This is a genomic window from Pseudomonas sp. Irchel 3F6 (assembly GCF_900187595.1).
Lineage (GTDB): Bacteria > Pseudomonadota > Gammaproteobacteria > Pseudomonadales > Pseudomonadaceae > Aquipseudomonas > Aquipseudomonas siliginis.
The window spans coordinates 624,867-651,146 of sequence record NZ_FYDP01000002.1; the positions used below are offsets into that span (position 1 = coordinate 624,867).

Genomic DNA, 26,280 nt, shown 5'->3' on the forward strand with positions numbered 1-26,280 from the left:
AGTCAGGCTATGTAGCCCCGGTGTCATCGCCATGAACGTTCGGTGATGCTTATATGACAACCCACAAGGAGGCGCCCATGCCCTGGCCAGATCTGCTGCACCGCCGTGAACGCTTGCCCGCCGCTGCTGATCTGGCCGAGGGCTTTGCAACGTTGTTGCAGGCGCTGGGCAACGTCACGCCGTTCGAATTGGCGGTGGCCGGCGGGCGGCGGATGGCGACGCCGGGGCTGGCGTTTCTGGTGGGTTATCAGGCGGCGCTGCGCATGTTGTGGCCGAGCGCGCCGCTGAGCCTCGGCGCCTTGTGCGCGACCGAGCAACGCAGCCTGCGCCCGGCCGATATGCAAACGCGGCTGCGCGATTTGCGCTTGAGTGGGCGCAAGGATTTCGTCACCGCAGGCGACGCCGCCGATTGGTTACTGGTGGCTGCGCGCAGTGAGGAGCCTGGCGAAACACCGCGCCTGAGTCTGGCGGTGGTGTATCCCGGCGAGCCCGGCGTGAAGGTGGAAAAACTTCCGGCGTTGCCGTTGATGCCGGACATCAGCCACGGTCGCCTGTACCTCGACGGCGCCCTGTGCGAATTGCTCGCTGGCGATGGCTGGGACGCCTACGTCAAACCGTTTCGCACCCTTGAAGATGTCTACGTGCTCAGCGCCATGACCGCGTGGTTGTACGGCGTCGGCCAGGACAGCGACTGGCCGCAGGCCCTGCAATTGCGTTTGCTGGCGCTGCTGGCCGGGTGCGCCGAGGCCAGCCGGCAAGCGCCGAACAATCCGCCCGGGCATGTGCTGTTGGGCGGGTTGTTTGCGCAGTTTGAAGCGCTGGCGGGGGAGGTGGACCAGGCATTGGGCAATGGCCCGGTGGAGTGGGCGCAGATGTGGCAGCGGGACAAGGGCGTGATGCAGTTGGCGGCAGGGGCGAGGGCGAAGCGGTTGGCCAAGGCTTTGGCGGTGACCTGAGCGGCCCCTTCGCGAGCAGGCTCGCTCCCACAGGGACGGTATTCTTCAATTGAAATGCGATCAACTGTGGGAGCGAGCCTGCTCGCGAAGGCGGCCTCAAAATCACCATACATCTGTCATAAACCCCGACTAGTCTCGACAGGTTCATTCCCTGAGCGCCCACCATGTTCAAAGGCCTGTCCCTGTTCCTGCTGCTGATCAGCCTCACCGTCCGCGCCGAACAATGGCCCGGCGAGCAATGGCCCATCGCCCCGCAGATCACCGGCCCGGCCGTCGAGGCGCTGGAAAACTACGCCTTCGCGCCCCGTAACGACGCCACCCGCGAAGGCATCCGCACCGACGCCTTGCTGATCATCCGCGACGGCCAGATCATTTACGAACGCTACGCCGCTCCGACCACTGCTCAGACACCGCATCTGACCTGGTCGATCAGCAAAAGTCTGCTGGCAACCGTTCTCGGTGTGGCCTGCGGCGAAGGCCGGTTCAAGCTCGACGATCCGGCGCTGAAGTTCTACCCAGCGCTGGAAAAACACCCGGCGATCACCCTCGGCCATCTGCTGAACTGGGCCTCCGGTCTGGATTGGCAGGAAGACTACGAATACGCGCCGCTGAAATCTTCGGTGGTGGCGATGCTCTACACCCGCGGCCATCGCGACATGGCCGCGTTCACTGCGGACCACGACGCCTACGCCGCGCCGGGTCAGGCTTTCCGTTATTCCAGCGGTGACAGCAATCTGCTCGCCGCTGCCCTGAAAACCATGGTCGGCGCAGAGCGTTATGCCGATTATCCGTGGACAGCATTGTTCGAGCCGTTGGGCATTCGCCACGCCGTGTGGGAAAGCGATGCCAGCGGCACCTTTGTCGCCTCGTCCTATGCCTATCTCACCGCGCGGGATCTGGCGCGGGTCGGTCTGTTGATGGCGCGCGGCGGGCGCTGGAACGATCGGCAGTTGCTGTCCGAGGATTGGCTCGCGTTCAACCTCACACCGTTTGCCGGCTACAAGGCGCATCAGGACGAAGCCATACCCGGCGGCCATTGGTGGCTCAATCGTCCTGTCGACGGCGCCACATCACCATGGCCCGACGCCCCACCCGACACCTTCGCCGCCCTCGGCCACTGGGGCCAGGCGCTGTACGTGATGCCCAGCCAGAAGCTGGTGATCGTGCGTTACGGCGATGACCGCGATGGCAGCTACCGGCACAACGAACTGCTCAAACGCGTGTTGCAGGCGGTGCGGCGATGAAGCGGTTTCTATTGTTGCTGTTGGTCGTGCTGCTCGGCTGGGGTTGGTATGAGCGGGAGAATCTCTGGGCTTTCCCGGACATCATCAGCGCCTACACCGCCAAGGAATATTGCTCGTGTCGTTATGTGATGAACAACGACGCCGGGTATTGCCGTGGTTATGTGAAGCAATGGCTGCCAACCAGCGGTTTTACCGATGACGCTTCGAGCAAAACCATCACCGTCAGCGGCATGGGCCGCAGCAACAGCGCGCAGTGGCTGAGCGAACGCCAGGGCTGTCGCCTGAATCCCTGAATTATCTGGTCTCCCCTGTGGGAGCGAGCCTGCTCGCGAAATCGTCGCAAGCCGCAATACATGCTGTGCGGCGAGCATTGCATTCGCGAGCAGGCTCGCTCCCACAGGGCTTGCAATAACTTGGCGGGCGGTTAAGGTTCGTGCAGGTTTATCGCCCCCACGAGTGTTCAATGTTCAACCGCTCCCTCTATACAACCTTCGCCAGTCTGCTGTTGACCGCCGCTGCGCTGCCGGCCCAGGCCAATTGGTATCTGGACGGCGAGTCGTCGCGGCTGTCGTTCGTCAGCACCAAAAATGCCAGCGTGTCGGAGGTGCAGCGCTTTCTGGTGCTGCACGGCAAGGTCGATCCCAACGGTCGCGCCGAGGTCGAAGTAGAGCTCGAATCGATCAACAGCGGCATTCCGCTGCGCGATGAGCGCATGCGCAAGGAGCTGTTCCAGATCGAGCAGTTTCCCGCAGCCACCATCACTACCCAGATCGACCTGCGCCCGATCAACGATCTGGCCCCCGGCGCGCAGCTGGAGTTGCGCCTGCCGCTGACCGTCAGCCTGCACGGCAAGCAGCACGAATACCCGGCCGAGTTGCTCGCCACGCGTCTGGATGATCGGCGCTTTCAGGTGGTCACGCTGGAACCGCTGGTGATCAACGCCAAGGATTTCGATCTGGCGCCTGGCCTGGAAAACCTGCGCAAACTCGCCGATCTGTCGGCGATCAGTCTGTCGGTGCCGGTGGGTGCGGTGCTGATTTTCACGGCGCGCTGACATGCGCGGTGCGGTGTTCCCCTGGCGTGACGGCAACCGTTTCGAACTGTTGATCGACGGCCCGCAGTTCTTTCCGCGCATGCTCGAGCACATCGCTGGAGCTACCGAGCAGATCGAACTGGAGCTGTACCTGGTCGAGGCCGGCGCCTGCGCCGAAGCCATCGTCCAGGCGCTGGTCGCGGCGGCCGAGCGCGGAGTGCGCGTGCGTTGCCTGTTCGATGATTACGGCAGCCTCGCGTTCACGTTGCATCTGCGCCAGCGCCTGACCCAGGCCGGGGTCGAGCTGCGTTTCTACAATCGCCTGAGCTGGCGGCGCTGGGTCGGCAATTTCTATCGTGACCACCGCAAGTTGCTGCTGGTCGACCAATGCCTGGCCGTGGTCGGCGGCACCGGCGTGACCGATGAATTCTGGACGCCGGGCCATGATGTCAGCGAGTGGCACGAAGTGATGGTCGAGATCAGCGGCCCATTGGTGATCGATTGGCAATTGCTGTTTGATCGCCAGTGGATCGCCAACCGTTACCGCCGCGCCTGGCGCCCGGCCGCGCATTTTGGTTTGCCGCGCCTGCCGCGTGTGCCGGACAAGGGCGAAGGCATGGGCCGCGTGGCGTATGCCGATGCCCGTCAACATCGCGACATTTTGCAGTCGTTGTTCCGTGCGTTGAACAGCGGGCAAAAACGCATCTGGATGGCCACGCCGTACTTTCTGCCGACCTGGAAAATCCGCCGCTCGCTGCGCAAAGCCGCCGCACGCGGTGTCGATGTGCGGTTGCTGCTGACCGGCCCGCGCACCGATCACCCGTCAGTGCGCTACGCCGGGCATCGCTACTACCCGCGCCTGCTCAAGGCCGGCGTGCAGATCTTCGAATACCAGCCGTGCTTCCTGCACCTGAAAATGGTTCTGGTCGACGAATGGGTAAGCATCGGTTCGTGCAACTTCGATCACTGGAATCTGCGTTTCAATCTGGAGGCGAATCTGGAAGCACTGGACCCGGCGTTGACGGCAGCGGTGGAGGCGAGTTTTGTGAAGGACTTCGGCTTGAGTCAGCTGGTGAGCCTGGAGGAATGGCAGCGCCGACCGTTGTGGCGGCGGGTCAAGCAGCGGGTGTGGGGCTGGGTGGATCGGTTGGTGGTGAATATTCTCGATAGACGCGGATAACCACGATTTTGAATACACCCTGAATCCAATGTGGGAGCGAGCCTGCTCGCGAAAGCGGTGTGTCATTTGATCGTTCCCACGCTCCGCGTGGGAATGCCTCTAGGGACGCTCCGCGTCCAGTGACGCGGAGCGTCACGGGCTGCATTCCCACGCAGAGCGTGGGAACGATCAGTGCAGGGGGGCGGTGTGCTTGCTGTTACAGCAGTTCAAAGCTCTGCTGCGTCACCGCCTGCGAATCCAGGCCGATCTGTACGTTGAACTTGCCAGGCTCGGCCGCGTATTTGAGCTGGGCGTTGTAGAACTTCAGGTCTTCCTCGGTGATGGTGAAGTGCACGACTTTCTGTTCGCCGGCCTTGAGCATGATCTTCTGGAAGTTCTTCAGCTCTTTCACCGGGCGGATCATCGAACCGGTGACGTCCTGGATGTACAACTGCACCACGGTTTCGCCGTCACGCTTGCCGGTGTTCTTGACCATGACGCTGGCGTCGAGCTTGCCGCTGGCGTTCAGGGTGGTCGATGACAGCGCCATATCGCTCAGGGCGAAGGTGGTGTAGCTCAAGCCATAACCGAACGGAAACAGCGGGCCGGTGGTGTCATCGAAATACTGCGAGGTGTAGTTGCCCGGTTTGCCCGGCGTGAACGGCCGGCCGATGCTCAGGTGGTTGTAGTAGGTCGGGATCTGGCCCACGGAACGCGGGAAGGTCACCGGCAATTTGCCCGACGGGTTGTAGTCGCCGAACAGCACGTCGGCGATGGCGTTGCCGCCCTCGGTGCCGCTGAACCAGGTTTCCAGAATCGCATCGGCCGACTGGTTCTCTTCGAGAATCGTCAGCGGGCGGCCGTTCATCAACACCAGCACCAGCGGTTTGCCAGTGGCTTTCAGCGCGCGGATCAATTCGCGCTGGGTTTCCGGGATGTTCAGGTCAGTGCGACTCGAGGATTCATGGGACATGCCACGGGACTCGCCGACAGCCGCGACGATCACGTCAGCATCCTTCGCCGCTTTCACCGCTTCGTCGATCAGCACGCTGGCCGGGCGCGGGTCATCGACCACTTCCGGGGCATCGAAGTTGAGGAAGTTCAGGTAGTCGAGGACCTTCTTGTCGCCCGTGATGTTGGCGCCACGGGCGTAGATCAGGTTGGCCTTGTCGCCGATCACCGAACTCATGCCATCGAACAGCGTGACCGATTGCGCCGGGCGCCCGGCGGCGGCCCAGCTGCCCATCATGTCGATCGGCGCTTTCGCCAATGGGCCGACCAGCGCGATTTTCGCGTCTTTCTTCAGCGGCAGGGTTTCGTTCTGGTTCTTCAGCAGCACCAGACTGCGCCGCGCGACTTCGCGGGCCTCGGCGCGGTGCAGGCGACTCTCGGCGTAGGTATCGGCCGGGTCATCCTCGGCCTTGCCGATGCGCAGGTACGGGTCCTTGAACAGGCCCATGTCGTACTTGGCCGCGAGCACTTCGCGCACAGCATTGTCGATGTCTTTCTGTTCGATCTCGCCGGACTTGAGCAGCCCCGGCAGCTCTTTGCCGTAGAGGGTGTCGTTCATGCTCATGTCGATGCCGGCCTTGATCGCCAGCTTCGCCGCTTCGCGACCGTCACGGGCGACGCCGTGCTTGATCAGTTCGAAGATCGCGCCGTGGTCGCTGACCGCCAGACCTTTGAAGCCCCAGTCCTTGCGCAGCAGGTCGTTCATCAGCCAGGTGTTGGCCGTGGCCGGAATGCCGTTGATCGAGTTCAACGCCACCATCACACCGCCAGCACCGGCATCGATCGCGGCGCGGTAGGGCGGCAGATAATCCTGGTACATCTTCACCGGGCTCATGTCGACGGTGTTGTAGTCGCGACCGCCCTCGACCGCGCCGTACAGGGCGAAGTGCTTGACGCTGGCCATGATGCTGTCGGCGGCGCTTGGGGTCTCGCCCTGATAGGCCTTGACCATGACTTTGGCGATGCGCGAGGTCAGGTAAGTGTCTTCGCCGAAACCTTCGGAGCTGCGGCCCCAGCGTGGATCGCGGGAGATATCCACCATCGGCGCGAAGGTGATGTCGAGGCTGTCAGCGGCGGCCTCTTTAGCCGCAACGCGACCGGACTGGCCGATGGCGTCCATGTCCCAACTCGACGCAAGGGCCAGCGGAATCGGGAAAATCGTACGGTGACCGTGGATCACGTCGTACGCGAAAAACATCGGAATCTTCAGGCGACTGCGCATGGCCGCGTCCTGCATCGGACGGTTTTCCGCGCGGGTGATCGAGTTGAACGTGCCACCGATGTTGCCGCCGGCAATTTCCTTGCGGATCAGCTCGCGGGGCATTTCCGGGCCGATGCTGATCAGGCGCAACTGGCCGATCTTCTCGTCGAGGGTCATTTGTTTCATCAGGTTGCTGATGAAAGCGTCCTTGTTTTCCAAAGGTACCGGGGTCGTGGCGGCCAGTACCTGATGACTGGCCAGGCTGACGAACAGACCCAGCAAACACAGCTTCTTCATGAATTTTTTCTCTAGAGCCCAAACGGTGATGCAACACCGGCCAGCCAAAATGTAGGGAGCGACTATTGTTGTTCGGGTGCCGGCGCAAAATCCTGAGCCGGAAAACCGCAGCCGACAGCGGCAACGTGAACGCGAAGGGCACTTTTTAGCCGATTAACCCGTCGCATGCCAGTGGCGGCGCCGATTATGCCCCAACCGCTGGCCGGGAATGCCCAGCGCTCGGTTTTTAAATCAAATGTGTCATGGAGCATCACTGCAATGAATATCAGCTCAACCTCCCGTTCACGGCTACAGATCGCCACGTTGCTGGTGTTCGCCACGCTGTTGACCGCGTGCGGCATCAACAATATCCCGACCCTCGACGAACAGGTCAAAGCCGCCTGGGGCCAGGTGCAGAACCAGTATCAGCGCCGCGCCGACCTGATCCCCAATCTGGTGGAAACCGTGAAGGGCTATGCCGCCCATGAGCAGGAAACGCTGACCGCCGTGATTGAGGCGCGGGCCAAGGCGACGTCGATTCAGGTCGATGCCAGCACCCTCGACAACCCCGAGAAGCTCAAGCAGTTCCAGCAGGCGCAGGATCAACTGACCGGCGCATTGAGCCGTTTGATGGTGGTCTCCGAGCGCTACCCGGATCTGAAGGCCAACCAGAACTTCCTCGCCTTGCAGTCGCAACTTGAAGGCACGGAAAACCGCATAGCCGTGGCGCGTCGCGATTTCATTCTGGCGGTGCAGAAGTACAACACCGAGATCCGCACCTTCCCCGGTCGCCTGTGGCACAGCGTGATGTACAGCGATCTGCCGATGCGCGAGACCTTCGAAGCCACCACGCCCGGCGCGGAGAAGGCCCCGGAAGTGAAATTCTGATTCGAGGTTGCCCATGCGTGTGTTGAAACTGGGCCTGGTGCTGATGCTCTGGCTGTTCGCCGTCAGCGCCCGGGCCGAATTGACGTTTCCGCCGCTGAGCGGGCGCGTGGTCGATCAGGCGCAAATGCTCGAGCCATCGATTCGCGCGCAACTGAGCCAGCAATTGCAGGCGCACGAGCAGGCCACCGGCGAACAATTGGTGGTGGTCACGCTGCCCGATCTGCAGGGCACCACCATCGAGGATTTCGGCGTCCAACTGGGTCGGCACTGGGGCATCGGTCAGAAAGACAAGAACAACGGCGCCTTGCTGATCGTCGCGCGTGACGAGCGCAAACTGCGCATCGAAGTCGGCTATGGCCTGGAGGATCGCCTGACCGATGCGCAGTCGTCGGTGATCATTCATCAGGTCATCACGCCAGCGTTCAAGGCCGGCAATTTCAGCAAAGGCATCAGCGACGGCGTTGCGGCGATGCTGGTAGTGCTCGGTGGCAATCCGCTGGACGAACCCTCAACCGTGTACGAATCCAGCGGCGACCCGGCGGATGATTTCATCTCGCGGCACCCGGCGCTGTTCGTGTTCCTGGTGATGTTGTTCATCCTGACGGTGTTTGTCTGCCAGATGCTCGGTATCCTGCCTGCCGGCCGGGGTGGCTCCGGAGGAGGGGGCGGCTTTGGCGGAGGCGGCGGATTCGGCGGCGGTGGCGGTGGCGGCTTCAGCGGTGGCGGGGGCAGTTTCGGCGGCGGCGGTTCGTCCGGCGGCTGGTGAGATCAAAAGAATAATGAGCAGGCACTTTTCGACATGGCATTACTGACTGAACACGAACAACGCAAAGTCGCCGAGGCCATCGCCCGGGTCGAACGCGACACCGACGCCGAACTGGTCACGGTGCTCGCTGCCCGCGCCGATGACTACGCGTACATCCCGCTGCTCTGGGCCAGTCTGCTGGCGCTGGTGTTGCCGGGCATCGTCCACTACCTCACGGGCTGGCTGACCCTGCGCAGTCTGCTGCTGGTGCAGTGGGGCATGTTCATCGTCCTCTGCCTGTTGTTCCGTCTGCCGAAAATCACCACGCATCTGGTCCCGCGCCGCGTGCGCCACTGGCGCGCCTCCAACCTGGCGCGGCGGCAGTTTCTCGAACAGAACCTGCACCACACCGTGGGCAGCACCGGCATGCTGATTTTTGTCTGCGAGGCTGAGCGCTATGTGGAGATTCTGGTGGACGAGGGGATTTCCAGACGGCTGGATAACAGCAACTGGGACGCGATTGTCGCAGCGTTCACCGAACAGGTCCGCCAGGGCCGCACGCTTGAAGGGTTTGTCACGTGCGTGGAGGCGTGTGGTGAGTTGTTGAAGGTGCACGTGCCGGTGACGCAGGTGCGGAACGAGTTGCCGAATCGGTTGGTGGTGTTGGGGTAGATCAAAAGCTCGCAGCCTTCGGCAGCTCCTAAAGGAGAATGCATTCCAATTGTAGGAGCTGCCGAAGGCTGCGATCTTTTGATTTTCGCCGTTGGGTAAATAAGAGGGTGTCCCCAACCCCCATCCCCCCTAAAATACCCGCCATTCCCGATTCCGCCCGTCCGAGGCCGCTTGTCCATGTCCGTTTCCGCTGCTTCCGCGCCGTCCGCCAAACCGGCCGCCGATCACCACGCCCAGTTCATCGAGCTGCTGCAAGCCAGCCTCGACGACAGCGGTTTCATCAAGCTGGTGCTGGCCAAGTACGTCGGTGAAGAGGCGGATCTGCAACGGGTCATCATCAAACCGGTGACGGTCAAGGCGCAGCCGTGCCTGTCATTCGTTTATCGCTACAAGACCCGCGACATCACCAAGAACCTGCCGCTGAGCGAAGGCGTGGCGCTGATCGCCGGGCTGCTGCCGGCCTCGTTCAAAAATGCTCATTTACTGGCGCTGACCGACGAAGCGCAGCTGGAATACAGCAAAAAGGGCAAGAGTTCGCTGTTCAAGAGCAAACCTCAGCAATTGCGTGAAGCGCCTTCGGCCGAGCACAACCGCGAGAAAAACCGCTTCCTCGAATTGAGCCGTCCGTTCCTCAAGGACCTGGGCGTGACCAATGCACAACACGAGCTGATCCCGGCGATGTCGCGCAAGTGGAAGCAGATCAACAAGTTCATCGAAGTGTTCAGCCATGCCCTGACCTCGTCGCCGCTGGCGCTGGACAAACCGGTGCGGGTCGCCGATTTCGGTTCGGGCAAGGGCTACCTGACGTTCGCCATTCACGACTACCTGCGCAACACGCTCAAGGCCGAGGGCGAAGTCACTGGCGTCGAGCTGCGCGAAGAAATGGTCAGCCTGTGCAACGCCGCAGCGAGCAAGCTCGAGCATCCGGGGCTGGTGTTCAAGTGCGGTGACGTGCGTACGGTGGCGCCGAGCGAACTGGACGTGATGATCGCCCTGCATGCCTGCGATATCGCTACCGATTACGCGATCCACACCGGCATCCGCTCGGGCGCGTCGATCATCATGTGCTCGCCGTGCTGCCACAAACAGATCCGCCTGCAGATCCAGAGCCCGGCGCTGCTCAAACCGATGCTGCAATACGGCTTGCACCTCGGCCAGCAGGCGGAAATGGTCACCGACAGCTTGCGCGCGTTATTCCTCGAAGCCTGCGGTTACGAGACCAAAGTCTTCGAATTTATTTCGCTGGAACATACCAACAAGAACAAGATGATTCTCGCGGTGAAACGCGCCGAGCCGGTCGATTCGACGCAACTGTTGGCGAAGATCGCAGAGCTGAAAGCGTTCTATCACATCAGCGAACACTGCCTGGAAACCCTGCTGCGCGCTGACGGCTATATGCCTTAACAGGCAGCTGCAAGCTTCAAGCTGCAAGCTGCAAGCTGCAAGTTGAAGCATGACGCTGGTGTGCCTGATATGGGTGATCTTGTTTGTTCTTGAAGCTTGAAGCTTGCAGCTCAATTTAGGTCTACCTTGAATACTCCCCAGACCTTTCCCCGAGGAGTTTTCCCATGGCCGCGAAAAAGATCCTGATGCTGGTCGGCGATTACGTCGAAGACTACGAAGTGATGGTGCCGTTCCAGGCCCTGCAGATGGTCGGCCACACGGTGCACGCCGTGTGCCCGGACAAGTCCGCCGGCAGCACCGTGCGCACGGCGATTCATGATTTTGAAGGTGATCAGACCTACAGCGAAAAACCCGGTCACCTGTTCGCGCTCAATTTCGACTTCGCCAAGGCCCGCGAAGCCGATTACGACGCGCTGCTGATTCCCGGCGGTCGCGCTCCGGAATACCTGCGACTGAACGAAAAAGTCCTCGAACTGGTGCGCGCCTTCGATACCGCCGGCAAGCCCATTGCCGCGGTCTGCCATGGCGCGCAACTGCTCGCGGCGGCGGGTGTGCTCGAGGGGCGCGAGTGCAGCGCGTATCCGGCCTGCGCCCCGGAAGTGCGTCTGGCCGGTGGCACCTATATCGACATTCCGGTGACCGACGGCCATGTTCAGGGAAATTTCGCCACCGCTCCGGCCTGGCCGGCGCATCCTAAATGGCTGGCCGGTTTCCTCGGTCTGCTCGGTACGAAAATCACCTTGTAGTCGAGGCAGGCGACAGACCGCGGCTGCTGGTCTTTACTCTGAAGCGCGAAATCTCTCAATCGCCCCCAGGAGAAACAGACATGTCCGGATGGTACGAAGTGAGCAAAAGCAGCAACGGCCAATTCAGGTTCGTGTTGAAAGCGGCGAACGCCGAAACGATTCTGACCAGCGAGCTCTACAGCACCCGCGCCGGCGCCGACGGCGGGATCGCCTCGGTGCAGGCCAACAGCCCGCTGGACGAGCGCTACGAGAAAAAATCGACGAAGGACGGCCACCCGTACTTCAACCTGAAGGCGGCCAATCACCAGATCATCGGCAGCAGCGAGTCGTATTCATCGGATGGCGCATGCGACAAGGGCATCGCCAGCGTGAAGGCCAACGGCCCGACGAAAACCATCAAGGACAAGACCCTGCCTGTCCTCTGAAATCCGACATCAACCTGTGGGAGCGAGCCGGCTCGCGAAAGCGGTGTTCCAGTCACCTTTTGGGTTGGCTGATATGCCGTCTTCGCGAGCAGGCTCGCTCCCACAGGTGACCGAATTCCATTGTGGGAGCGAGCCTGCTCGCGAAGGTGTCAGCCCGGCCAATATCAAACCTCAACCGGTACCGACAACTGCGGATCGCCCAGGGCATGGCTCTTGGCATCAAAGAACCGCAACTCAACCCCGGTACCTTCAAACACCTTGGCGTAGTGACGCTTCTGATGCTGGATAAACGCAGCGCTGCGCGGGTAAATCGAGATCGCCACGCACTTCGGTCTGGCCAACCGCAGCGCCCGCACCAGATGTGCATCCTGCTCGCCCAGCGCATGGCCGAAGATGCACAGGCTGTCGCCATGGGCCAGTAACTGCTCGTAGCAGAACGACAGATAATCCGAGCTGCGAATGGTCTTGAGCTTGTCAGCGCTCGGCCCTTCGGTAACGAACAGGGGCACGTCGTCCAGGGTCTTGATCGTGTTGTTGATGGCGAAACTGCCGAGCAGGGTGCCCTCGGTCGAGGTCAGTTTGCGCGCGGTGCCGTCCTGATTGCGCACCAGATGCAGACCACCGTGCAGGTAGAGCAGGCGCGGTTTGTCGGTGGCGCTCTGGCTCAGATCGAAACTTGCGTCCGCGCCGTTGAACAGATCGTCGATGGCCTCGCCGGGGTGTTGCAGCGCCCAGTAATTGAGCAGGTCGTAGTTGGTGGTGAACACCGTGCGATAGCGCGCCAGTTCTGCATTGAGCACCGACAGTGTCGAAGGCTGCACCAGCCGCCACGGGATGTGCACCGCGTGCACGGTGTTGATCAGCGCTTCCTTGATTGCGTAATAGCGATTGCGCGGCGCCGCCGAGCTGACCGCCAGCGCCTTGTTGACCCGGCTGGTGGTCTTCAGGGCGCCCAGCACTTGTTCGAAGCTGCGGGTTTGCAGCGCGTCGAACACCGCCAGTTCCGATGGGCTCAGCGGTTTCTCTTCGACCGTACGGGCGTTTTCGAACAGCGAGTCGTAGCCGAAGTCATCCCACACCGCGCGGCTGGCGCCATTGCCCACCAGCAAACCCTGGAAATCGTTCGCGGCGCGCAGGGCGTTCCAGTCTTCGAGGGTGGCGTCGACATCGAGAAAATCGGTCATTGCGTGGGCGGTCTCAAAACAAAGGGCAGATGGACGGCGACTTTATCACGAGCGGACATTGAGCCAGATCAACATTGCTCGTGACCGATCGGTCGATCCTGTGTGCACCCGCCGAATCGAGGCAGTCGATCCGGCTTCAGTCAGGAGACACACGATGAGCAGCACCTTCTTCATTCCGGCGGTCAACATCATGGGCAGCGGCTGCCTCGACGAAGCCATGGTCGCGATCCGCAATTATGGGTTTCGCAAGGCACTGATTGTCACCGACGCCGGGCTGGCCAAGGCTGGCGTGGCCGCAATGATCGCCGAGAAACTGGCGATGCAGGACATCGATTCGGTGATCTTCGATGGCGCCAGACCGAACCCGACCACGGCCAATGTCGAATCCGGGTTGGGGCTGTTGAAGGAAAGCCGTTGCGATTTCGTCGTGTCGCTGGGTGGCGGCTCGCCACACGATTGCGCCAAGGGCATCGCCCTGTGCGCAACCAATGGCGGGCAGATTGGCGATTACGAAGGCGTCGACCGTTCGAGCAAGCCGCAATTGCCGCTGATCGCCATCAACACCACCGCCGGCACTGCCAGCGAAATGACCCGCTTCTGCATCATCACCGACGAATCGCGCCACGTGAAAATGGCCATCGTCGACCGCAACGTCACGCCACTGCTGTCAGTCAACGATCCGGAACTGATGGTCGCGATGCCCAAAGGCCTGACCGCCGCCACTGGCATGGACGCGCTGACCCACGCCATCGAAGCCTACGTCTCGACCGCCGCCAACCCGATCACCGATGCTTGCGCGTTGAAGGCGATGAGCCTGATCAGCAGCAACCTGCGTCTGGCGGTGCGCGACGGCAGCGACCTGGCGGCGCGGGAGAACATGGCTTACGCGCAGTTCCTCGCCGGCATGGCGTTCAACAACGCCTCGCTCGGATTTGTCCACGCCATGGCGCATCAGCTGGGCGGCTACTACGACTTGCCCCACGGAGTCTGCAATGCCGTGCTGTTGCCGCATGTGCAGAGCTTCAATGCGCTGGTCTGCGCTGACCGACTCAGGGACGTCGCCCACGCCATGGGCGCGGATATTCGTGGTTTCAGCGCGGAAGAAGGCGCGCAAGCGGCGATCAATGCCATTCGCAACCTTGCCAAAGACGTGGAGATTCCCGGCGGACTGCGTGAGCTGGGCGCGAAACTCAGCGACATCCCGGTGCTCGCCACCAATGCTTTGAAGGATGCATGCGGACTGACCAATCCACGGGCGGCAGATCAGCGCCAGATCGAGGAAATTTTCCGCAATGCGTTTTGAATGAAGGCGCGCAGGCGAGCGAAGTCGAACAGTCCTTCGCTTGCTTCTGCGACCACGGCAAATGTTCGCACACGGCCCCAATCTGAAACCTGGCCGGCGATGTTGTGGACGGCGGAGATACGGTACTGCCCGACCGCCAGGGAGGGTGCTGCCGGGGTTTGCCATTTCCGGTCGCTTTCGACCGCTGCTCTGGCAATCTCCAGGCCAGTGTCCAGATCGAAAATACTGACGAAACCCTCGGCTCGCGTGACATCTCCCGAAAAGATCAGAGGCGTATCGACCTGCGCGCCCTCAATCGGTTCGACAACGACCGGGACGTCGATCTCGGGCCGCAGTCGCACCTCATATCCGCGCTCTTCGCTCCATTCGGACGTGATGCCTGCATACGTCTGGTGGGCGTGAATCTTCTGCTGGCCCTGGGCCTGAACGCCGGTGATGCTGAACGCCCATCGTCCATTTGCGCTGACCAGCCCTTCGCCAAGCGAATGGGTGTTTTCAATGTTCCAGACGTGCACAAGAGCATTGGGTATGCCGCTGCCGAGCAACAATGTCGCAGGTCCCGTCGTGCTGGCCTCCTCGGGATAAGTGATGGTCGGGGCCGGTTGTGAAATTTGCTCGTCGCGAGTGCTCATCATGCTTCTCGTCCATGGCTGATTTGAACGCTGAGGTTGGCATGACATGCCTGAATTCGAACCTGTAAGAACTACCAGTCATTCAGTCTTTTTTACACAGTAGGTAATTTCTTTTTCTTCTAAAAAACTGTCATTTCTGTCAGTTGTCCGGCGTGGCGACCTGGGGTCGAATGCTCGCTACGAGGGGGTCGACGTCGATCTCTTGAGGAGCATACGAGCATGTCGGAATCTATCGCGCCATTGTCCCCAAACGTGCAGTCAGCCGGGGAGCTGGATGCGCTCTTTGGTCTGCGAACGCTGAAATTCCCCGGAGCGGGCAAGACCATTGCCAAAGGCGTGGCGATCACTCCTTCGGAGCAGATCATGGTCAGCGCTACCGTCGAGCAATCGGGCCATTCGTACTACGGCCTTGCGCGCCTGGATGCCGATGGCAATCCGGATCCGGCTTTCGGCACCGGCGGATATCTCAGCGGCCAGTTCGGCACAGGCTCGCTCACGCAAGGCGGGCCATTGATCGTTGATGCGCTCGGACGGATCTGGATGTGCGGTGTGATTGGTGTCGTCAAAGACCAGACTCTTGAATACCAGCAAGTCATCGCCCGGTTTCTGCCCGACGGCTCGCCGGACATCGAGTTCGGCGGCGACAGGAATGGCTACCGGATTGTGCCCATGCGGATTCCGGCACTTTTTGGGGCCACGCATGGGCAACTGCTGCTGGCCAAATCCGATCCGCAGCTTGCGCAGCCGGACCGGCTGCTGTTCGTGACCGCGCAAAAGGGCAGTGGCCTGTTGACGCGATTCCATCTCGATGGCTCGGACGATTTATCGTTCGCCAGCAACGGTTGGCTGCCCCTGTCACTGCCAGGGGTGGCCATTTCGCTGTCCGGGATCATCCAGCTCGACGATGGGCTGATTCTGCTGCATGGCAAAACGGAAGTAACCAATCAGGGACTGGTCATGGCGTTCGACCACAGCGGGAAAGTTGCGCAAGCGTTCGGCGACAAGGGGGTACTGCTGTTGAACATTCAGCGCGATGGCCAGCCGCTCGAAAGCAGCGTGACGGACATCGCGGTGCAAACGGCGCAGCGCCTGCTTCTGCTCGGTGCGGCGGTCGAGTCAACGCAAGGCACGAAACTGCAACACGGGTTCATCAGTGGCATTACCTACGCCGGCCAAATGGATGATGCATTCAAAAATCCTGTCCTCACGCCGACGGCGCAGGAGCGGGATCTGAGAGGTTGGCAAGCAGGGTTTGCGCTGGATGATATCGCCGGTAAACGGATTGTGGCGGTCGGACAGACCTCGGGCAGCGCACGAGGCTTGTTGACGGCAGGCTTTCTGGTCGATGGCGCAGTGGATGATTCGTTTGATGTCGAGGGCGCGAGAGACGTTTCATGGTCAGCCATCGACGCCTGCCTGCAAGGCTCTTCGATCCTGGTGTTGGGTCGCAGGGACGACAGCGCGCAGCTGGTTCGCTTGCTGACCGCGCCTGTCACAAAACGGCGAGACCGCATCGGCCTTTGAGCGCCAGAGGTAAACCGAACTGTCCTGCCGGCTCGGATGAACCCTGTCCAGTTCGGGGGGTCGTCAGCCAGGTTTTGGTCGGCGCGCATCAAGGACCTCACCGGCAGCACCACCCCGGCTTGCCGCAGAAGTTGCGCACGCTGGATAAGTTCTGAGACTCGCGGCGTCTGTGATGACGCCTTCGCGAGCAGGCTCGCTCCCACTTTGGAATGCGCTTTCCTGTGCGAGCGTGCCTGCTCGCGAATTCCGACTTCAGACACATGAGAAGATTCGCTGGCCAGATCTGTTGAATCCTCCGATGCAGAAAGGGATAGTGCGCGCCTGGAAATATCTTCAAGGAGCGGGAAGTGACAATGAAGTCCACGTGGATCAGCGCTGCCGCGCTCTGCGGGTGGTTGATGGCTGGGCAGGCGTGGGCAGATTGCACGCCGCCTGCGGTCAGTGGCGAAGCGGACTTTTCTTTGTGCAAGGACTGGCCGGCTTATCCGTCGCTGACGATTACCGCGCTATCGACGTTCGTGCCCGATCCGGTCTATGGCCATGACGGCAGCGTGGGCTCGTACGATCTGGATCTGGCTGTCATCACGGCCGGCAGCCCCAAACCGCTGGCAACCTATCATCAGCCGTCGGCGTTTCTCTCCGATGCCATCGCGCTGGAGAGTCTGGAGCTGGATACGGCGCGTTATAAACTCACGCCCGACCTCCGTGCCTTCGGCGTTCGCGCCCATTTCAAAGGCTCGTCACGCGTCAATCCGCTGGATGAAACCCTGCTGTCGCTCTACGTGAAAGAGGGCGACAAACTGCGCCCGGTGTTGGATCGCTTGGTCGCCTACAGCTTCAGTGGCGAATGGGATGGCAATTGCGCCGGAGAGCGCTCGGAGACGGTGCGTACGCTTGAGATGGGCAAAACCAGTTCCCATGGTTACGCCGATATCATTGTCCGCTCAGTCACCATGGGCCTGGTCGGTGAGGGGCCACCCGACACCTGCGAATCGAAAACTACCCACGAAAAGCCGGTGCTGACCACGTTGCGCTATGACGGACAGCAATATTTCGTTCCCGAAAATCTGAGAGGCTATTGAAGGCGCGTCGTTCTACTTCCTCGATCCCGACGGGCACGAGCTGGAAGTCCACGTCGGCGATTTGCAATCGCGGCTGGCTACGTGTCGGCAGAAACCGTACCCCGGCATGCGTTTTCACGACGCGCAGTGATCCGCCGTGACCCTCTGATATAGACTGGCCGCCAAGTATTCTGGCGCTTGCAGGTTTCTCATGACTCCATCATTGCTGTTGGCCGTTCTGGCTTCGGGTTTCATCTACGGGATCACGCCCGGGCCGGGCGTGCTGGCGGTGTTCGGGATTGGCGCGGCCCATGGCCGGCGCGCCGGGGCGGGTTTTCTCTGCGGGCATCTGCTCGGCGATGTGATCTGGTGCAGCACCGCGCTGGTGGCGATTGTCGGTGCGCGGGAAATCGGCAGCACCGCGTTCGATGTGCTCGGCGTGCTCAGCGCGTTGTACCTGTTCTGGCTCGGCTGGCGTGCGGTGCGTGCCCAACGCCGCAATGGCGACGAGGCGCAAGGGGCGGCGCGGCAGCCGTTCTGGCACGGCATCGTCTTCGGCCTGACCAATCCCAAGGCCTATCCGGTGGCGGTGGCGACCTTTACGGCGCTGTTGTCGAGCCGCGCCGAACTGCTCAACTGGTCGATGTTGCCGGCGCTGATCGCTCTGAGTTTCATCGGCGGTGCGCTGGCCTACGCTATCCTCATCGGCGTGGTCGGCGCGCAGCGAGTGCGCACGGTGTATCAGCGGCATGAGCTGCTCATCACACGTTTATGCGGCGTGATGTTTATCGGCTTCGCCATCAACGCGTTGATGCACGCGCTGCCGGGGCTGCTGCCGAACAAGACTTGATGGAATGGGCAGGGACGCGCAATCACGATCATGGATGATTGAAATCGCTGCACTGCGCGGACACCCCGTAGAACCATGCAAAGCCCCAACCCTGCGCCGCTGGCGAGCTACATTGACCTGTTGCTGGACGCCGTTTGCGCGGTCGACAAACAGGGCCGTTTCGTTTTCGTCAGCGCTGCCTGCGAGCGGATTTTCGGCTACACGCCTGACGAACTGATCGGCCGCTCGATGATCGAGCTGGTGCACCCGGCCGATCGCCAGCGCACCCTTGCGGCCGCTGGCGAAATCATGGGCGGCGACCCGAAGCACAATTTCGAGAACCGCTATCTGCGCAAGGACGGCAGCGTCGCGCACATTTCCTGGTCGGCGCGCTGGTCGGAAGTCGATCAACTGCGCATCGCCGTCGCCCGCGATATCACCGAGCGCAAGCAGGCCGAGTCGCGGCAAGCGGCGTTGTACGCGATTTCCGAAGCGGCGCACGCGGCGGAAGATTTGCTGGCGCTGTTCAAACGCATCCATCTGCTGATTGGCGAGTGGCTGCCGGCGCTGAATTTTTCCGTGGCGCTGTACGACGAACACTGCGCGCAGCTGAATTTTCCCTATCACGTCGACGATCACGAATTGCAGCCCGAGCAGCCCGGCACCGTCATCAGACGGCTCTGCGCGCAAGTGATCCGCAGCGGCCAGCCGATGTTGCTGACGCCGGACAGCGCCGATGCCACGCCCGATTTTGCTGAGCTGGTGGCGGAACAAAACGCGCCTTGCTGGCTCGGCGTACCACTGAATTCAAAAAACGGCACCATCGGCGCCTTGATCGTCAAAAGCCTCGCTGGTGGTGAACGCTACACCGAGCAGGACAAAGAACTGCTGCAATATGTCTGTGCACAAGTCGCCACGGCCATCGAGCGCCAGCAACTGCACGCGCGGCTCAAGCGCATGGCGCAATACGATCAACTGACGCAACTGCCCAATCGCGAACTGCTGCGTGATCGGCTCAGGGCTGCGCTGGCCGATGCGCGAACCCTGCACGGACACATGGCGCTGCTGTATGTCGATCTGGATCGCTTCAAACAGGTCAACGACACCCATGGCCATGCCGTCGGTGACATGCTCCTGCAAACCGTGGCCAACCGGCTGAAAGGCTGCGTGCGTGAAACCGACACGGTGGCGCGTATCGGTGGCGATGAGTTCGTCGTGCTGCTGCACAGCGTGCATGCCGCCGGCGATCCCGACAGTGTCGCCGGAAAAATCCGACAGGTGCTGGCGCAGCCCATGCGCCTCGACGGGCATGACCTGTGGATCGAATCGAGCATCGGCGTGGCGCGCTTTCCTGAACACGGCGAAGAAGAACAGCAACTGTTTCGGCATGCCGATCAAGCCATGTATGCGGCCAAACGCCTGAATCATCGGGCCTTGGGCAGCTGAAGCGAGCGCGCCGTTCGTCGCGGTTCAGGCAGATTTTCTAAACCTTTGACCGCTAAAGCATTCCTAACTGAGGCGGACAATTGTCCGCCGCGACATTTGAGCAGCGGGCGAATCACGGCCCGTTTGAATTTTCCACGAAGGAGGGCGCGACCATGAGCCGGATGGCCACCCGTTTACGTAACGTCAGTTTTGCAACCCTGCTGGGCCTGTGCGCCAGCAGTGCGTTCGCCCAGTCGCCTGCCGAATTCATCAACGATGCCTCTGCCAAAGGCATGGCCGACATCGAAGCCAGTCGTCTGGCCCACGGCAAGACCGAATCGAAAGAGGTCAAGGATTACACCATCGTTGTGATCAACGACCGCACCACGGCCAACCAGCACCTTGCGAAAATCGCCAAGAAACTCGACCTGCCGGTTGCCCCCCGCGAAGAACTCGCCGACAAGGCCAAAGAGCTGATGCCGGAAGTGAAGGACGGCACCACATTCGATCAGGCCTACGCTGCCAGTCAGGTCAAGGCGACCGAGGAGGCCATCACTCAGATCGAGCAACAGGCACAGACCACCGACGTGCCGGAAATCAAAGCGTTTGCCGATGAGACTTTGCCGAAACTGCAAAGCCATCTGGAGAAAGCTCGAGCGTTGCAGGCCAGTCGCTAACTTCGCCTTGTTGTTGCAGCGCGAGCGAAACCTTCAGTTGAAATGCGATGCTTCCCCTGTGGGAGCGAGCCTGCTCGCGAAAGCGGTGTGTCAGTCAATGATGTTTTGACTGACCCGCCATCTTCGCGAGCAGGCTCGCTCCCACAGGGTGTGTTTACTTGCTCAGCACTCATTCAAATCCTGCTTTGGCTTGCTCTTGTCGCCAAGCCCCTCAAGATCAAACACCTGATTCTCACCCAGCGCGCGGTAATGCCGGCGCAGCGCTTCAAGTTGCTTCAAGTCCAGCGCTTCCAGCCCGAGCATCGCGTTTTGCGCTTCCTTGTTCACCCGCAACAGCTCATCGAGTTTCAAATGCAGAATGTCGGTATCGCGGTTCTGCGTGTTCTGAATCAGGAATACCATCAGGAACGTGATAATCGTCGTCGAGGTATTGATGATCAGCTGCCAAGTGTCGTTGTAACCAAAAATCGGCCCGCTCAACCCCCACAACCCGATCAGAATCAACGCCCCCATGAACGTTTTCGGGCTACCGGCCCACAGGGCAAGTTTCTGGGCAATCTTTGCGAATTTCATGATGGAAGTCCTTGTTTTGGGAGCTTGAAATTCAGACATCGGTGTTGTGCTGAAAATTCTAATTACAAATAACCGGGCGGGACGCCGGAGGCGGGGCGAGCTCATCGGCCTTATCGCTGTATGGTATGGGCAGCTGCACTTCCCGGTTTCAAGCCATGCCCCGACAGGAGAACGCAATGAGTTGGTCTGCCAAGCAATACGTCGCTTTCGAAGATGAACGCACCCGCCCGGCCCGTGATCTGTTGGCGGCGATACCCACCGCGCAGGCCCGGGCGGTGGTGGACATTGGTTGCGGACCGGGCAATTCCACCGAATTGCTGGTGCAGCGTTTTCCCGATGCGAGCGTCAGTGGCCTCGACAGTTCGGCGGACATGATTGCCGCCGCGCGCAAGCGCTTGCCTGACGTGCAGTTTCAGGTGGCCGAGGTCGACAAATGGGCTGACGAGGGTCCGTTCGATGTGATCTTCGCCAATGCGGTGCTGCAATGGGTGCCTGATCACGCTTCGTTGCTGCCAGCCCTGGCGAGCAAGCTTTCAGACGGTGGCAGCCTGGCGATTCAAATGCCGGACAACCTCAACGAACCGTCCCACCGCTTGATGCGTGAAGTCGCCGCCAATGGGCCGTGGGCGAGCAAGCTCGCAGACGCTGCCGGGCAGCGCACCGACATGGCCAGTGCCAGTGAGTATTTTTCAATGCTGCGGCCGCACTGCGCGCGGGTCGATGTGTGGCGCACCACCTATCACCACCAACTTCGCGATGGTGCAGCGGGGGTGGTGGAGTGGTTCAAGGGTAGCGGGTTGATTCCATTCCTGAGCCCATTGACCGAGGAGGAGCGGGCTCAGTATCTGCAGCGGTATCTGGCGGAAGTTGCCAAGGCTTATCCGGCCTTGGCTGACGGCTCGGTGCTGTTGCCGTTTCCACGCTTGTTTATTGTTGCAACCCGCTGAAAATATTCATTCGCCTAGCTCGTTTTTTATCGCGAGTTCGACGCATTGGTTCAGGTCGGCGTAACTCGCAAGAACAACCCGATCGGTCCCCTCTCCCTCGGGAGAGGGTTAGGGTGAGGGGCTCGCTGGGGCAGTGATCGGGTTTAGCAGCCCGGCCAGGATTGATCAACGGTTGCACATGTGCCTTCCAGTCAGGCTTCGCCTGCACTTGATGGTGGCTGTGCGCATGGCACCCTCGGGTGCGCCGGGTTTTGGACTTCCTACCGGTCTGCTAACTTGCGTACAGCTGCCACCCTTTCGTATAGCAGCGGGATGGTTGCAGTTACCACTACAGGAAGATTCCATGTTCAAGGTAACGCCAAATCCGCCGGAAACCGATCCGGCCTCTCCTTACGATCCCTCGATTCGAAAAAACTCCACGAAGCCGCCGAACGCGCCCTCGACCACTATCTCATCCCACCAAAAACAAGCTCACCGCCGTACCAGGCCAGCAGCATGTTCATGGTTAATCCGGGCACCGATACCGAGTCGCTATTGGTCAACGCCAGCGAGTCCCTCGGCTCGGCCAGCGTCATGCTCGGCGACTTTGCCGCCTTGCTCGACGGCAGCCAGCGCAAAACCCTGCTCGGCATCGCCCAGGTCGTCATGCTGGGCGAGCTGGCGGTGAATCAGGTGTTGGATAATGTGGTGCCGGTGGGTTAGCCGGCGTTGATTTCCGAGTAAAAAGTAACCGGTCGTTGCGACCGGTTTTTCGGCTAGTGCAGCGTCAAAACCGCTGATCAATACCAGGTTTGTCCTCTTGAAAGGGCTCGGAAGGGGGAATCGGGAATTGCTGCTCCTCATACTCGCCCACCCGCCGAGCGAGAATTTCCAATTCATCGCCTTCCGGCGAGTTCATCTCAGCGCCCCAAATCTGCTCGATACGCAGCAATGCTGCGGACAAGTCTTCAGTGCTCCGAATGGGTTTGATGTCCATAAATGATGTCCGCTTTGGTAACCACATGAGCGGCGATCTTGAACGGCACAACAAACGCTGTGTTCATCATTACGTTGCCAAATATGACTGCATTGCGGAGAGTCAGATTCGCGGTGACAAAAGCGGCCACGCGTGACCCAACCGCGTAATCCTCAATGTCAGCTGTGTAGCAATCAGAAGATCTCTATTGCTCCACGAAATTAGTGAAATTTTTCAAAAATGGTCATATCTGATCCTTAAGGGAGGTTAGATGGCTACAATGGCTCTATTAAGATCCTTAAGAATTGGAAGGGTTTGCCATGTCATTCATGCATTTGCTTCACTCGCCGGCTGAGATCGCTAGAAATGTCGGAGAAAACGCCAAAATCCTGCGGCTCTCCAAAAACCTTTCCCGCAAGACGCTCGCAGAAAAGGCGGGGGTTTCCGAATCCACCATCAAGCGATTCGAAGCGACCGGCCTCGTGACGTTGGAGGCTTTGATCCTGATAGCCACTGCGCTTGATGAACTCAACGCTGTGACCAGGCTGTTCAAACCAGAGCAACCGAGCTCGCTGGATGAGCTGAAGAATGCCAGGCGAAAGAGAGGGATGCGCTGATGATCAAGCCTTTCAAACACACAGAAGCGCTGGATGTTTTGAAAGAGGGCGCCAAGGTTGGTGAGCTGGTCAGAGTCGCGGGCCGGGGGATTTACTTCGCTTACGATCCGGGTTGGCTTGCCACTGGCTACAATCTTTCGCCGCTGACAATGGCTTGGGACGAAAAGCCCCAGTTGGCCAGGAACACCAGCCTCTTCGAAGGGCTACACGGACCGTTCGCCGATTCACTGCCTGACGGCTGGGGCATGCTGCTGATGGATCGATATTTCGACAGCACCTTCGGTGACGGCACCCACCTTACACTCACAGCGCTTGATCGCCTTGCTTATATGGGCGAGCGCAGTATGGGGGCGTTTGAATATCAGCCGAAGGCGGAAAAAACAGAGCTCACAGGCCCTTTGGATATTTGCCAACTCTACGAAGCTTCAATCGAAGTTCAAGAGGGTGAGACCCCTGCTGTGCTTACCAAATTGCGACTGGCCGGTGGCTCACCGGGGGGCGCACGACCGAAGGCAATCGTGGCGCTGTCTGCCGACAAAAAACACGCAATTTCGGCCTTTGATGCCCTGCCCGAGGGCTATGCACATTGGATCGTGAAGTTCAGGGCATTGTACGAACCGATTGAAACCGGCGGCATTGAACTCGCCTATGCCGAGATGGCTCGTGCCGCCGGAGTGACCATGGCTGAATCGGATCTTCTGGATGTGCAGATGCCTGGCGGCGAGGTTGAGCGTTTCTTCGCAACCAAGCGCTTCGACCGCGACGGCGAGCGCAAGATTCACATGATGACCGTCTCGGCGCTCATGTACGCGGACTACCGCGCATTGTCATCCATCGACTACCCGAACCTGCTCAAGCTCACTCAGGTGTTGACCAGAAGCTCCGTCGAAGTGGAAAAGATGGCCAGGTTAATGATCTTCAATGCGCTGTCTCACAACCATGACGACCATGCGAAGAACTTTGCCTTTCTCTGCCACAATCCTGAAAAAAAAGGCGAGAAAGAAACCTGGACGCTGTCCCCGGCATACGACCTGACTTTCGCAAACGCCATGGGCGAGCACACCACTGACTTCGGTGGCCGCACTCCCGGCACGCCTACGCGCAAGCGAATCATGGAGATCTGCAAGGATTACAAATACCTCAAGGCCGAGGAATACATCGAGCAGACTCTCGCAGCGCTCGCCGACTGGAAGAAAGTATTCACTCGATTGAATGTCCCGCACAAAGCCGGGGAACCGATCTTCAATGTACTGGCGAGGCTGCATCAGGATTTCGAGAAGTAATCCGGGGAGGAAGGGCTCAGCGATCTTCTGGAAGTCTTCACCGCCAACACGCTTCAACTTCCAGACACAAAAAAACCGGCCATCAAGGCCGGTTTTTCATTTCTGCATCCCCCGTCGGACAACACAACGCGAGATCAATATTCGGTGGAGCGGGTAGAGGGAATCGAACCCTCATCTAAAGCTTGGGAAGCTTTCGTTCTACCACTAAACTATACCCGCTCAGAGCGGCTGACTTTGTACCAGACTCGGCCACGGATTTGAAGTTTTCTTTTCTCTGCGAGGGCTTTGCCACGCAGAAAACGGTCGATCGCGAGCAAGGGCTGCGCCGGTGCAACAGGCACTTCAAGCTTGCAGCCTTGCCCGCGATGACGCTGTTTCAAATGGCCAAAGCATGTTGATCCTGCACAAACGAGTAGCGCGTTCGGCTGGCTTGCGGCGCAGGTTTCAGAAAGCCGAGCAGGGCGTTCTGGCTGTCGCGGCAGGCGGCCTTGTGCTCCATGTCGAGAAAGTGTCCGGTGGCTTGCAGGGTGGTGAAGCTGCTGTGGGCAACGTGGTTGCCGAACAGTCGCGCATCCTCGGCGGCGGTGTATTCGTCCCATTCGCCGTTGAGAAACAGCACCGGCACGTTGATCTTTTTCGCCGCATTCAGATAGCACTGGCGATCGCTGTGCAGCACGTCGTTGATATGAAAATGCATCTGTCCGTATTCATGCTCGGCGAGACTGCTGACGTGGCGGTAGTTGAAACGCTTGAACAGCGACGGCAGGTGTTTGCCGATGGTGTTGTTGACCAGATGGCCGACCCGATCGCCGTCGCGGCTGCCGAGGTAGTCGACGCCGCGCTCGAGGTAATCGAGCATGTGCGCATTGATCACCGGTGAGAACGAGCTGATCACGGCTTTTTCGATGCGCCGCGGTTGCTGGGCGAGGGCGACCAGAGTGGCGGCGCCGCCCCAGGAGAACGACAGCACGTGTTCGGCGGCGAAGTGATCGATCAGCTCCAGCAGAATCTGCCCTTCGACTTCCTTCGTCAGATGTTTCTCATGCCGGTTGTGGGCTTTTGAGCGGCCCGCGTAGGGCTGGTCATAGCAGACCACGTTGAATTGCGGGTGCAGGTTTTTCACGGTCTGTGCAAACGACGCAGTCGTGGCCATCGAGCCGTTGACCAGAATGATGGTCTTTTCTGCGGCGTCTGCGCGATAGAACTCCGTGTAAACCCGATACTGACCCTGTATATCCAGCACAGCGATTTCTGGCCTCATGTCATAAGACTCCTGGCAAGCAAGCGGGTATGCGCGCAATCGAGATTGCACGAGCTTTGTGACAGGTAGGCATACGCCTGAAATTTGCTGGCCCATGTCGATCCGGTACGGCAGGTCGACGGGTGTTGTTATTGGCGGGCAGATTGCCGGCTGAGGCGCAGCCCTTGAGGGCAGACGACCGACAAAAAGTTTCTTGGAAGTATGTGGTGACTCATCGGTCACATTTCGGCCGACGTCCTGATTCAAGCA

General features: G+C 60.2%; 26 protein-coding genes, 1 tRNA gene and 2 pseudogenes. 22 read left to right on the top strand and 7 right to left on the bottom strand.

Features of this window, described 5'->3' with window-relative positions:
- Positions 1-77: 77 nt before the first annotated feature.
- The 5 genes from CKW30_RS08865 (at position 78) to CKW30_RS08885 (ending at position 4,413) form a co-directional block, all read left to right on the top strand.
- Positions 78-956, top strand: a complete 879-nt coding sequence (locus CKW30_RS08865; protein ID WP_095180571.1) for an acyl-CoA dehydrogenase family protein — start codon at positions 78-80, stop codon at positions 954-956.
- Positions 957-1,120: 164 nt separating this feature from the next.
- Positions 1,121-2,200 (top strand): serine hydrolase, encoded by a 1,080-nt coding sequence (locus CKW30_RS08870; protein WP_095180572.1) that lies wholly within the window; start codon positions 1,121-1,123, stop codon positions 2,198-2,200.
- Entirely contained in the window at positions 2,197-2,493 is a 297-nt protein-coding gene (locus CKW30_RS08875) for a hypothetical protein (RefSeq protein ID WP_056783423.1), read from the top strand. Before CKW30_RS08870 ends, CKW30_RS08875 begins: the two co-directional genes overlap by 4 nt.
- Positions 2,494-2,663: 170 nt before the next feature.
- Positions 2,664-3,254 carry a YceI family protein gene (locus tag CKW30_RS08880; protein WP_095180573.1) on the top strand — a complete coding sequence of 197 codons (591 nt, stop codon included), beginning with the start codon at positions 2,664-2,666 and terminating at the stop codon, positions 3,252-3,254.
- 1 nt (position 3,255) lies between these two features.
- A complete protein-coding gene (locus CKW30_RS08885; RefSeq protein WP_056783426.1) occupies positions 3,256-4,413 on the top strand; it encodes a phosphatidylserine/phosphatidylglycerophosphate/cardiolipin synthase family protein in 1,158 nt (385 codons plus the stop codon).
- Positions 4,414-4,609: 196 nt separating this feature from the next.
- On the opposite strand, the gene bglX is transcribed toward CKW30_RS08885, so the two are convergent.
- Positions 4,610-6,901, bottom strand: coding sequence for a beta-glucosidase BglX (gene bglX, locus CKW30_RS08890; RefSeq protein ID WP_095180574.1), 2,292 nt, complete (start codon positions 6,899-6,901; stop codon positions 4,610-4,612).
- Between the two features lie 258 nt (positions 6,902-7,159).
- Between bglX and CKW30_RS08895 the strand changes: the two genes are divergently transcribed.
- The 6 genes from CKW30_RS08895 (at position 7,160) to CKW30_RS08920 (ending at position 11,760) form a co-directional block, all read left to right on the top strand.
- Positions 7,160-7,768, top strand: coding sequence for a LemA family protein (locus CKW30_RS08895; RefSeq protein ID WP_095180575.1), 609 nt, complete (start codon positions 7,160-7,162; stop codon positions 7,766-7,768).
- A gap of 13 nt (positions 7,769-7,781) precedes the next feature.
- Entirely contained in the window at positions 7,782-8,534 is a 753-nt protein-coding gene (locus CKW30_RS08900) for a YgcG family protein (RefSeq protein WP_095180576.1), read from the top strand.
- A gap of 33 nt (positions 8,535-8,567) precedes the next feature.
- Complete coding sequence (locus CKW30_RS08905; protein ID WP_095180577.1) at positions 8,568-9,185, top strand: TPM domain-containing protein; 618 nt, start codon at positions 8,568-8,570, stop codon at positions 9,183-9,185.
- Positions 9,186-9,362: 177 nt separating this feature from the next.
- Positions 9,363-10,589, top strand: a complete 1,227-nt coding sequence (locus CKW30_RS08910) for an SAM-dependent methyltransferase (RefSeq protein WP_095180578.1) — start codon at positions 9,363-9,365, stop codon at positions 10,587-10,589.
- Between the two features lie 164 nt (positions 10,590-10,753).
- Positions 10,754-11,335, top strand: coding sequence for a DJ-1/PfpI family protein (locus CKW30_RS08915; protein ID WP_095180579.1), 582 nt, complete (start codon positions 10,754-10,756; stop codon positions 11,333-11,335).
- A gap of 80 nt (positions 11,336-11,415) precedes the next feature.
- Positions 11,416-11,760 (top strand): YegP family protein, encoded by a 345-nt coding sequence (locus tag CKW30_RS08920; protein WP_076566339.1) that lies wholly within the window; start codon positions 11,416-11,418, stop codon positions 11,758-11,760.
- 164 nt (positions 11,761-11,924) lie between these two features.
- On the opposite strand, the gene CKW30_RS08925 is transcribed toward CKW30_RS08920, so the two are convergent.
- Positions 11,925-12,944 carry a DUF4917 family protein gene (locus tag CKW30_RS08925; RefSeq protein WP_095180580.1) on the bottom strand — a complete coding sequence of 340 codons (1,020 nt, stop codon included), beginning with the start codon at positions 12,942-12,944 and terminating at the stop codon, positions 11,925-11,927.
- Positions 12,945-13,098: 154 nt separating this feature from the next.
- Here CKW30_RS08925 and yiaY point away from each other — a divergent pair, with 154 nt between their 5' ends.
- Complete coding sequence (gene yiaY / locus CKW30_RS08930; protein ID WP_056783452.1) at positions 13,099-14,247, top strand: L-threonine dehydrogenase; 1,149 nt, start codon at positions 13,099-13,101, stop codon at positions 14,245-14,247.
- On the opposite strand, the gene CKW30_RS08935 is transcribed toward yiaY, so the two are convergent.
- On the bottom strand, positions 14,208-14,882 hold the full coding sequence (locus CKW30_RS08935) for a hypothetical protein (protein WP_177434205.1): 675 nt from the start codon (positions 14,880-14,882) through the stop codon (positions 14,208-14,210). The two genes, yiaY and CKW30_RS08935, sit on opposite strands and share 40 nt — an antisense overlap.
- A gap of 216 nt (positions 14,883-15,098) precedes the next feature.
- On the opposite strand from CKW30_RS08935, the gene CKW30_RS08940 reads away from it, so the two are divergent.
- From CKW30_RS08940 to CKW30_RS08965, 6 genes and pseudogenes are all read left to right on the top strand, one after another.
- Positions 15,099-16,403: a hypothetical protein gene (locus CKW30_RS08940; RefSeq protein ID WP_095180581.1), complete on the top strand. Its 1,305-nt coding sequence runs from the start codon at positions 15,099-15,101 to the stop codon at positions 16,401-16,403.
- A gap of 347 nt (positions 16,404-16,750) precedes the next feature.
- Complete coding sequence (locus tag CKW30_RS08945) at positions 16,751-17,485, top strand: hypothetical protein (protein ID WP_095180582.1); 735 nt, start codon at positions 16,751-16,753, stop codon at positions 17,483-17,485.
- A pseudogene (locus CKW30_RS08950) lies at positions 17,484-17,615 on the top strand (glutathione transferase); the annotation flags it as partial. The gene CKW30_RS08945 and the pseudogene CKW30_RS08950, both read left to right, overlap by 2 nt.
- A 60-nt stretch (positions 17,616-17,675) precedes the next feature.
- Positions 17,676-18,314, top strand: a complete 639-nt coding sequence (locus CKW30_RS08955; protein WP_071174649.1) for a LysE family translocator — start codon at positions 17,676-17,678, stop codon at positions 18,312-18,314.
- 75 nt (positions 18,315-18,389) lie between these two features.
- Positions 18,390-19,739, top strand: a complete 1,350-nt coding sequence (locus CKW30_RS08960) for a sensor domain-containing diguanylate cyclase (RefSeq protein ID WP_095180583.1) — start codon at positions 18,390-18,392, stop codon at positions 19,737-19,739.
- Positions 19,740-19,891: 152 nt separating this feature from the next.
- The gene (locus CKW30_RS08965; protein ID WP_095180584.1) at positions 19,892-20,395 is read left to right on the top strand and encodes a DUF4142 domain-containing protein; all 504 of its coding nucleotides are present in this window, start codon (positions 19,892-19,894) and stop codon (positions 20,393-20,395) included.
- A gap of 162 nt (positions 20,396-20,557) precedes the next feature.
- Here the strand turns inward: CKW30_RS08965 and CKW30_RS08970 are convergent, their stop codons facing one another.
- Positions 20,558-20,968 (bottom strand): low affinity iron permease family protein, encoded by a 411-nt coding sequence (locus tag CKW30_RS08970; RefSeq protein ID WP_016771301.1) that lies wholly within the window; start codon positions 20,966-20,968, stop codon positions 20,558-20,560.
- Positions 20,969-21,144: 176 nt separating this feature from the next.
- Between CKW30_RS08970 and tam the strand changes: the two genes are divergently transcribed.
- Positions 21,145-21,915 (top strand): trans-aconitate 2-methyltransferase, encoded by a 771-nt coding sequence (gene tam, locus CKW30_RS08975; RefSeq protein ID WP_095180585.1) that lies wholly within the window; start codon positions 21,145-21,147, stop codon positions 21,913-21,915.
- A gap of 343 nt (positions 21,916-22,258) precedes the next feature.
- Positions 22,259-22,617 (top strand): annotated as a pseudogene (locus CKW30_RS08980) (DUF6124 family protein).
- A gap of 64 nt (positions 22,618-22,681) precedes the next feature.
- Here CKW30_RS08980 and CKW30_RS08985 read toward each other — a convergent pair.
- Complete coding sequence (locus CKW30_RS08985; RefSeq protein ID WP_081932519.1) at positions 22,682-22,891, bottom strand: transcriptional regulator; 210 nt, start codon at positions 22,889-22,891, stop codon at positions 22,682-22,684.
- A gap of 299 nt (positions 22,892-23,190) precedes the next feature.
- On the opposite strand from CKW30_RS08985, the gene CKW30_RS08990 reads away from it, so the two are divergent.
- Together CKW30_RS08990 and CKW30_RS08995 are read left to right on the top strand one after the other, a co-directional pair.
- A complete protein-coding gene (locus tag CKW30_RS08990; RefSeq protein WP_095180586.1) occupies positions 23,191-23,487 on the top strand; it encodes a helix-turn-helix domain-containing protein in 297 nt (98 codons plus the stop codon).
- Entirely contained in the window at positions 23,487-24,770 is a 1,284-nt protein-coding gene (locus CKW30_RS08995) for a type II toxin-antitoxin system HipA family toxin (protein WP_095180587.1), read from the top strand. The genes CKW30_RS08990 and CKW30_RS08995 overlap by 1 nt, the downstream gene beginning before the upstream one ends.
- Before the next feature lie 145 nt (positions 24,771-24,915).
- Here CKW30_RS08995 and CKW30_RS09000 read toward each other — a convergent pair.
- Both CKW30_RS09000 and CKW30_RS09005 read right to left on the bottom strand, forming a co-directional pair.
- Positions 24,916-24,989 (bottom strand) — tRNA-Gly (locus CKW30_RS09000).
- A 157-nt stretch (positions 24,990-25,146) separates the two neighbouring features.
- Complete coding sequence (locus CKW30_RS09005) at positions 25,147-26,031, bottom strand: alpha/beta fold hydrolase (RefSeq protein WP_041478884.1); 885 nt, start codon at positions 26,029-26,031, stop codon at positions 25,147-25,149.
- Positions 26,032-26,280: the final 249 nt, after the last annotated feature.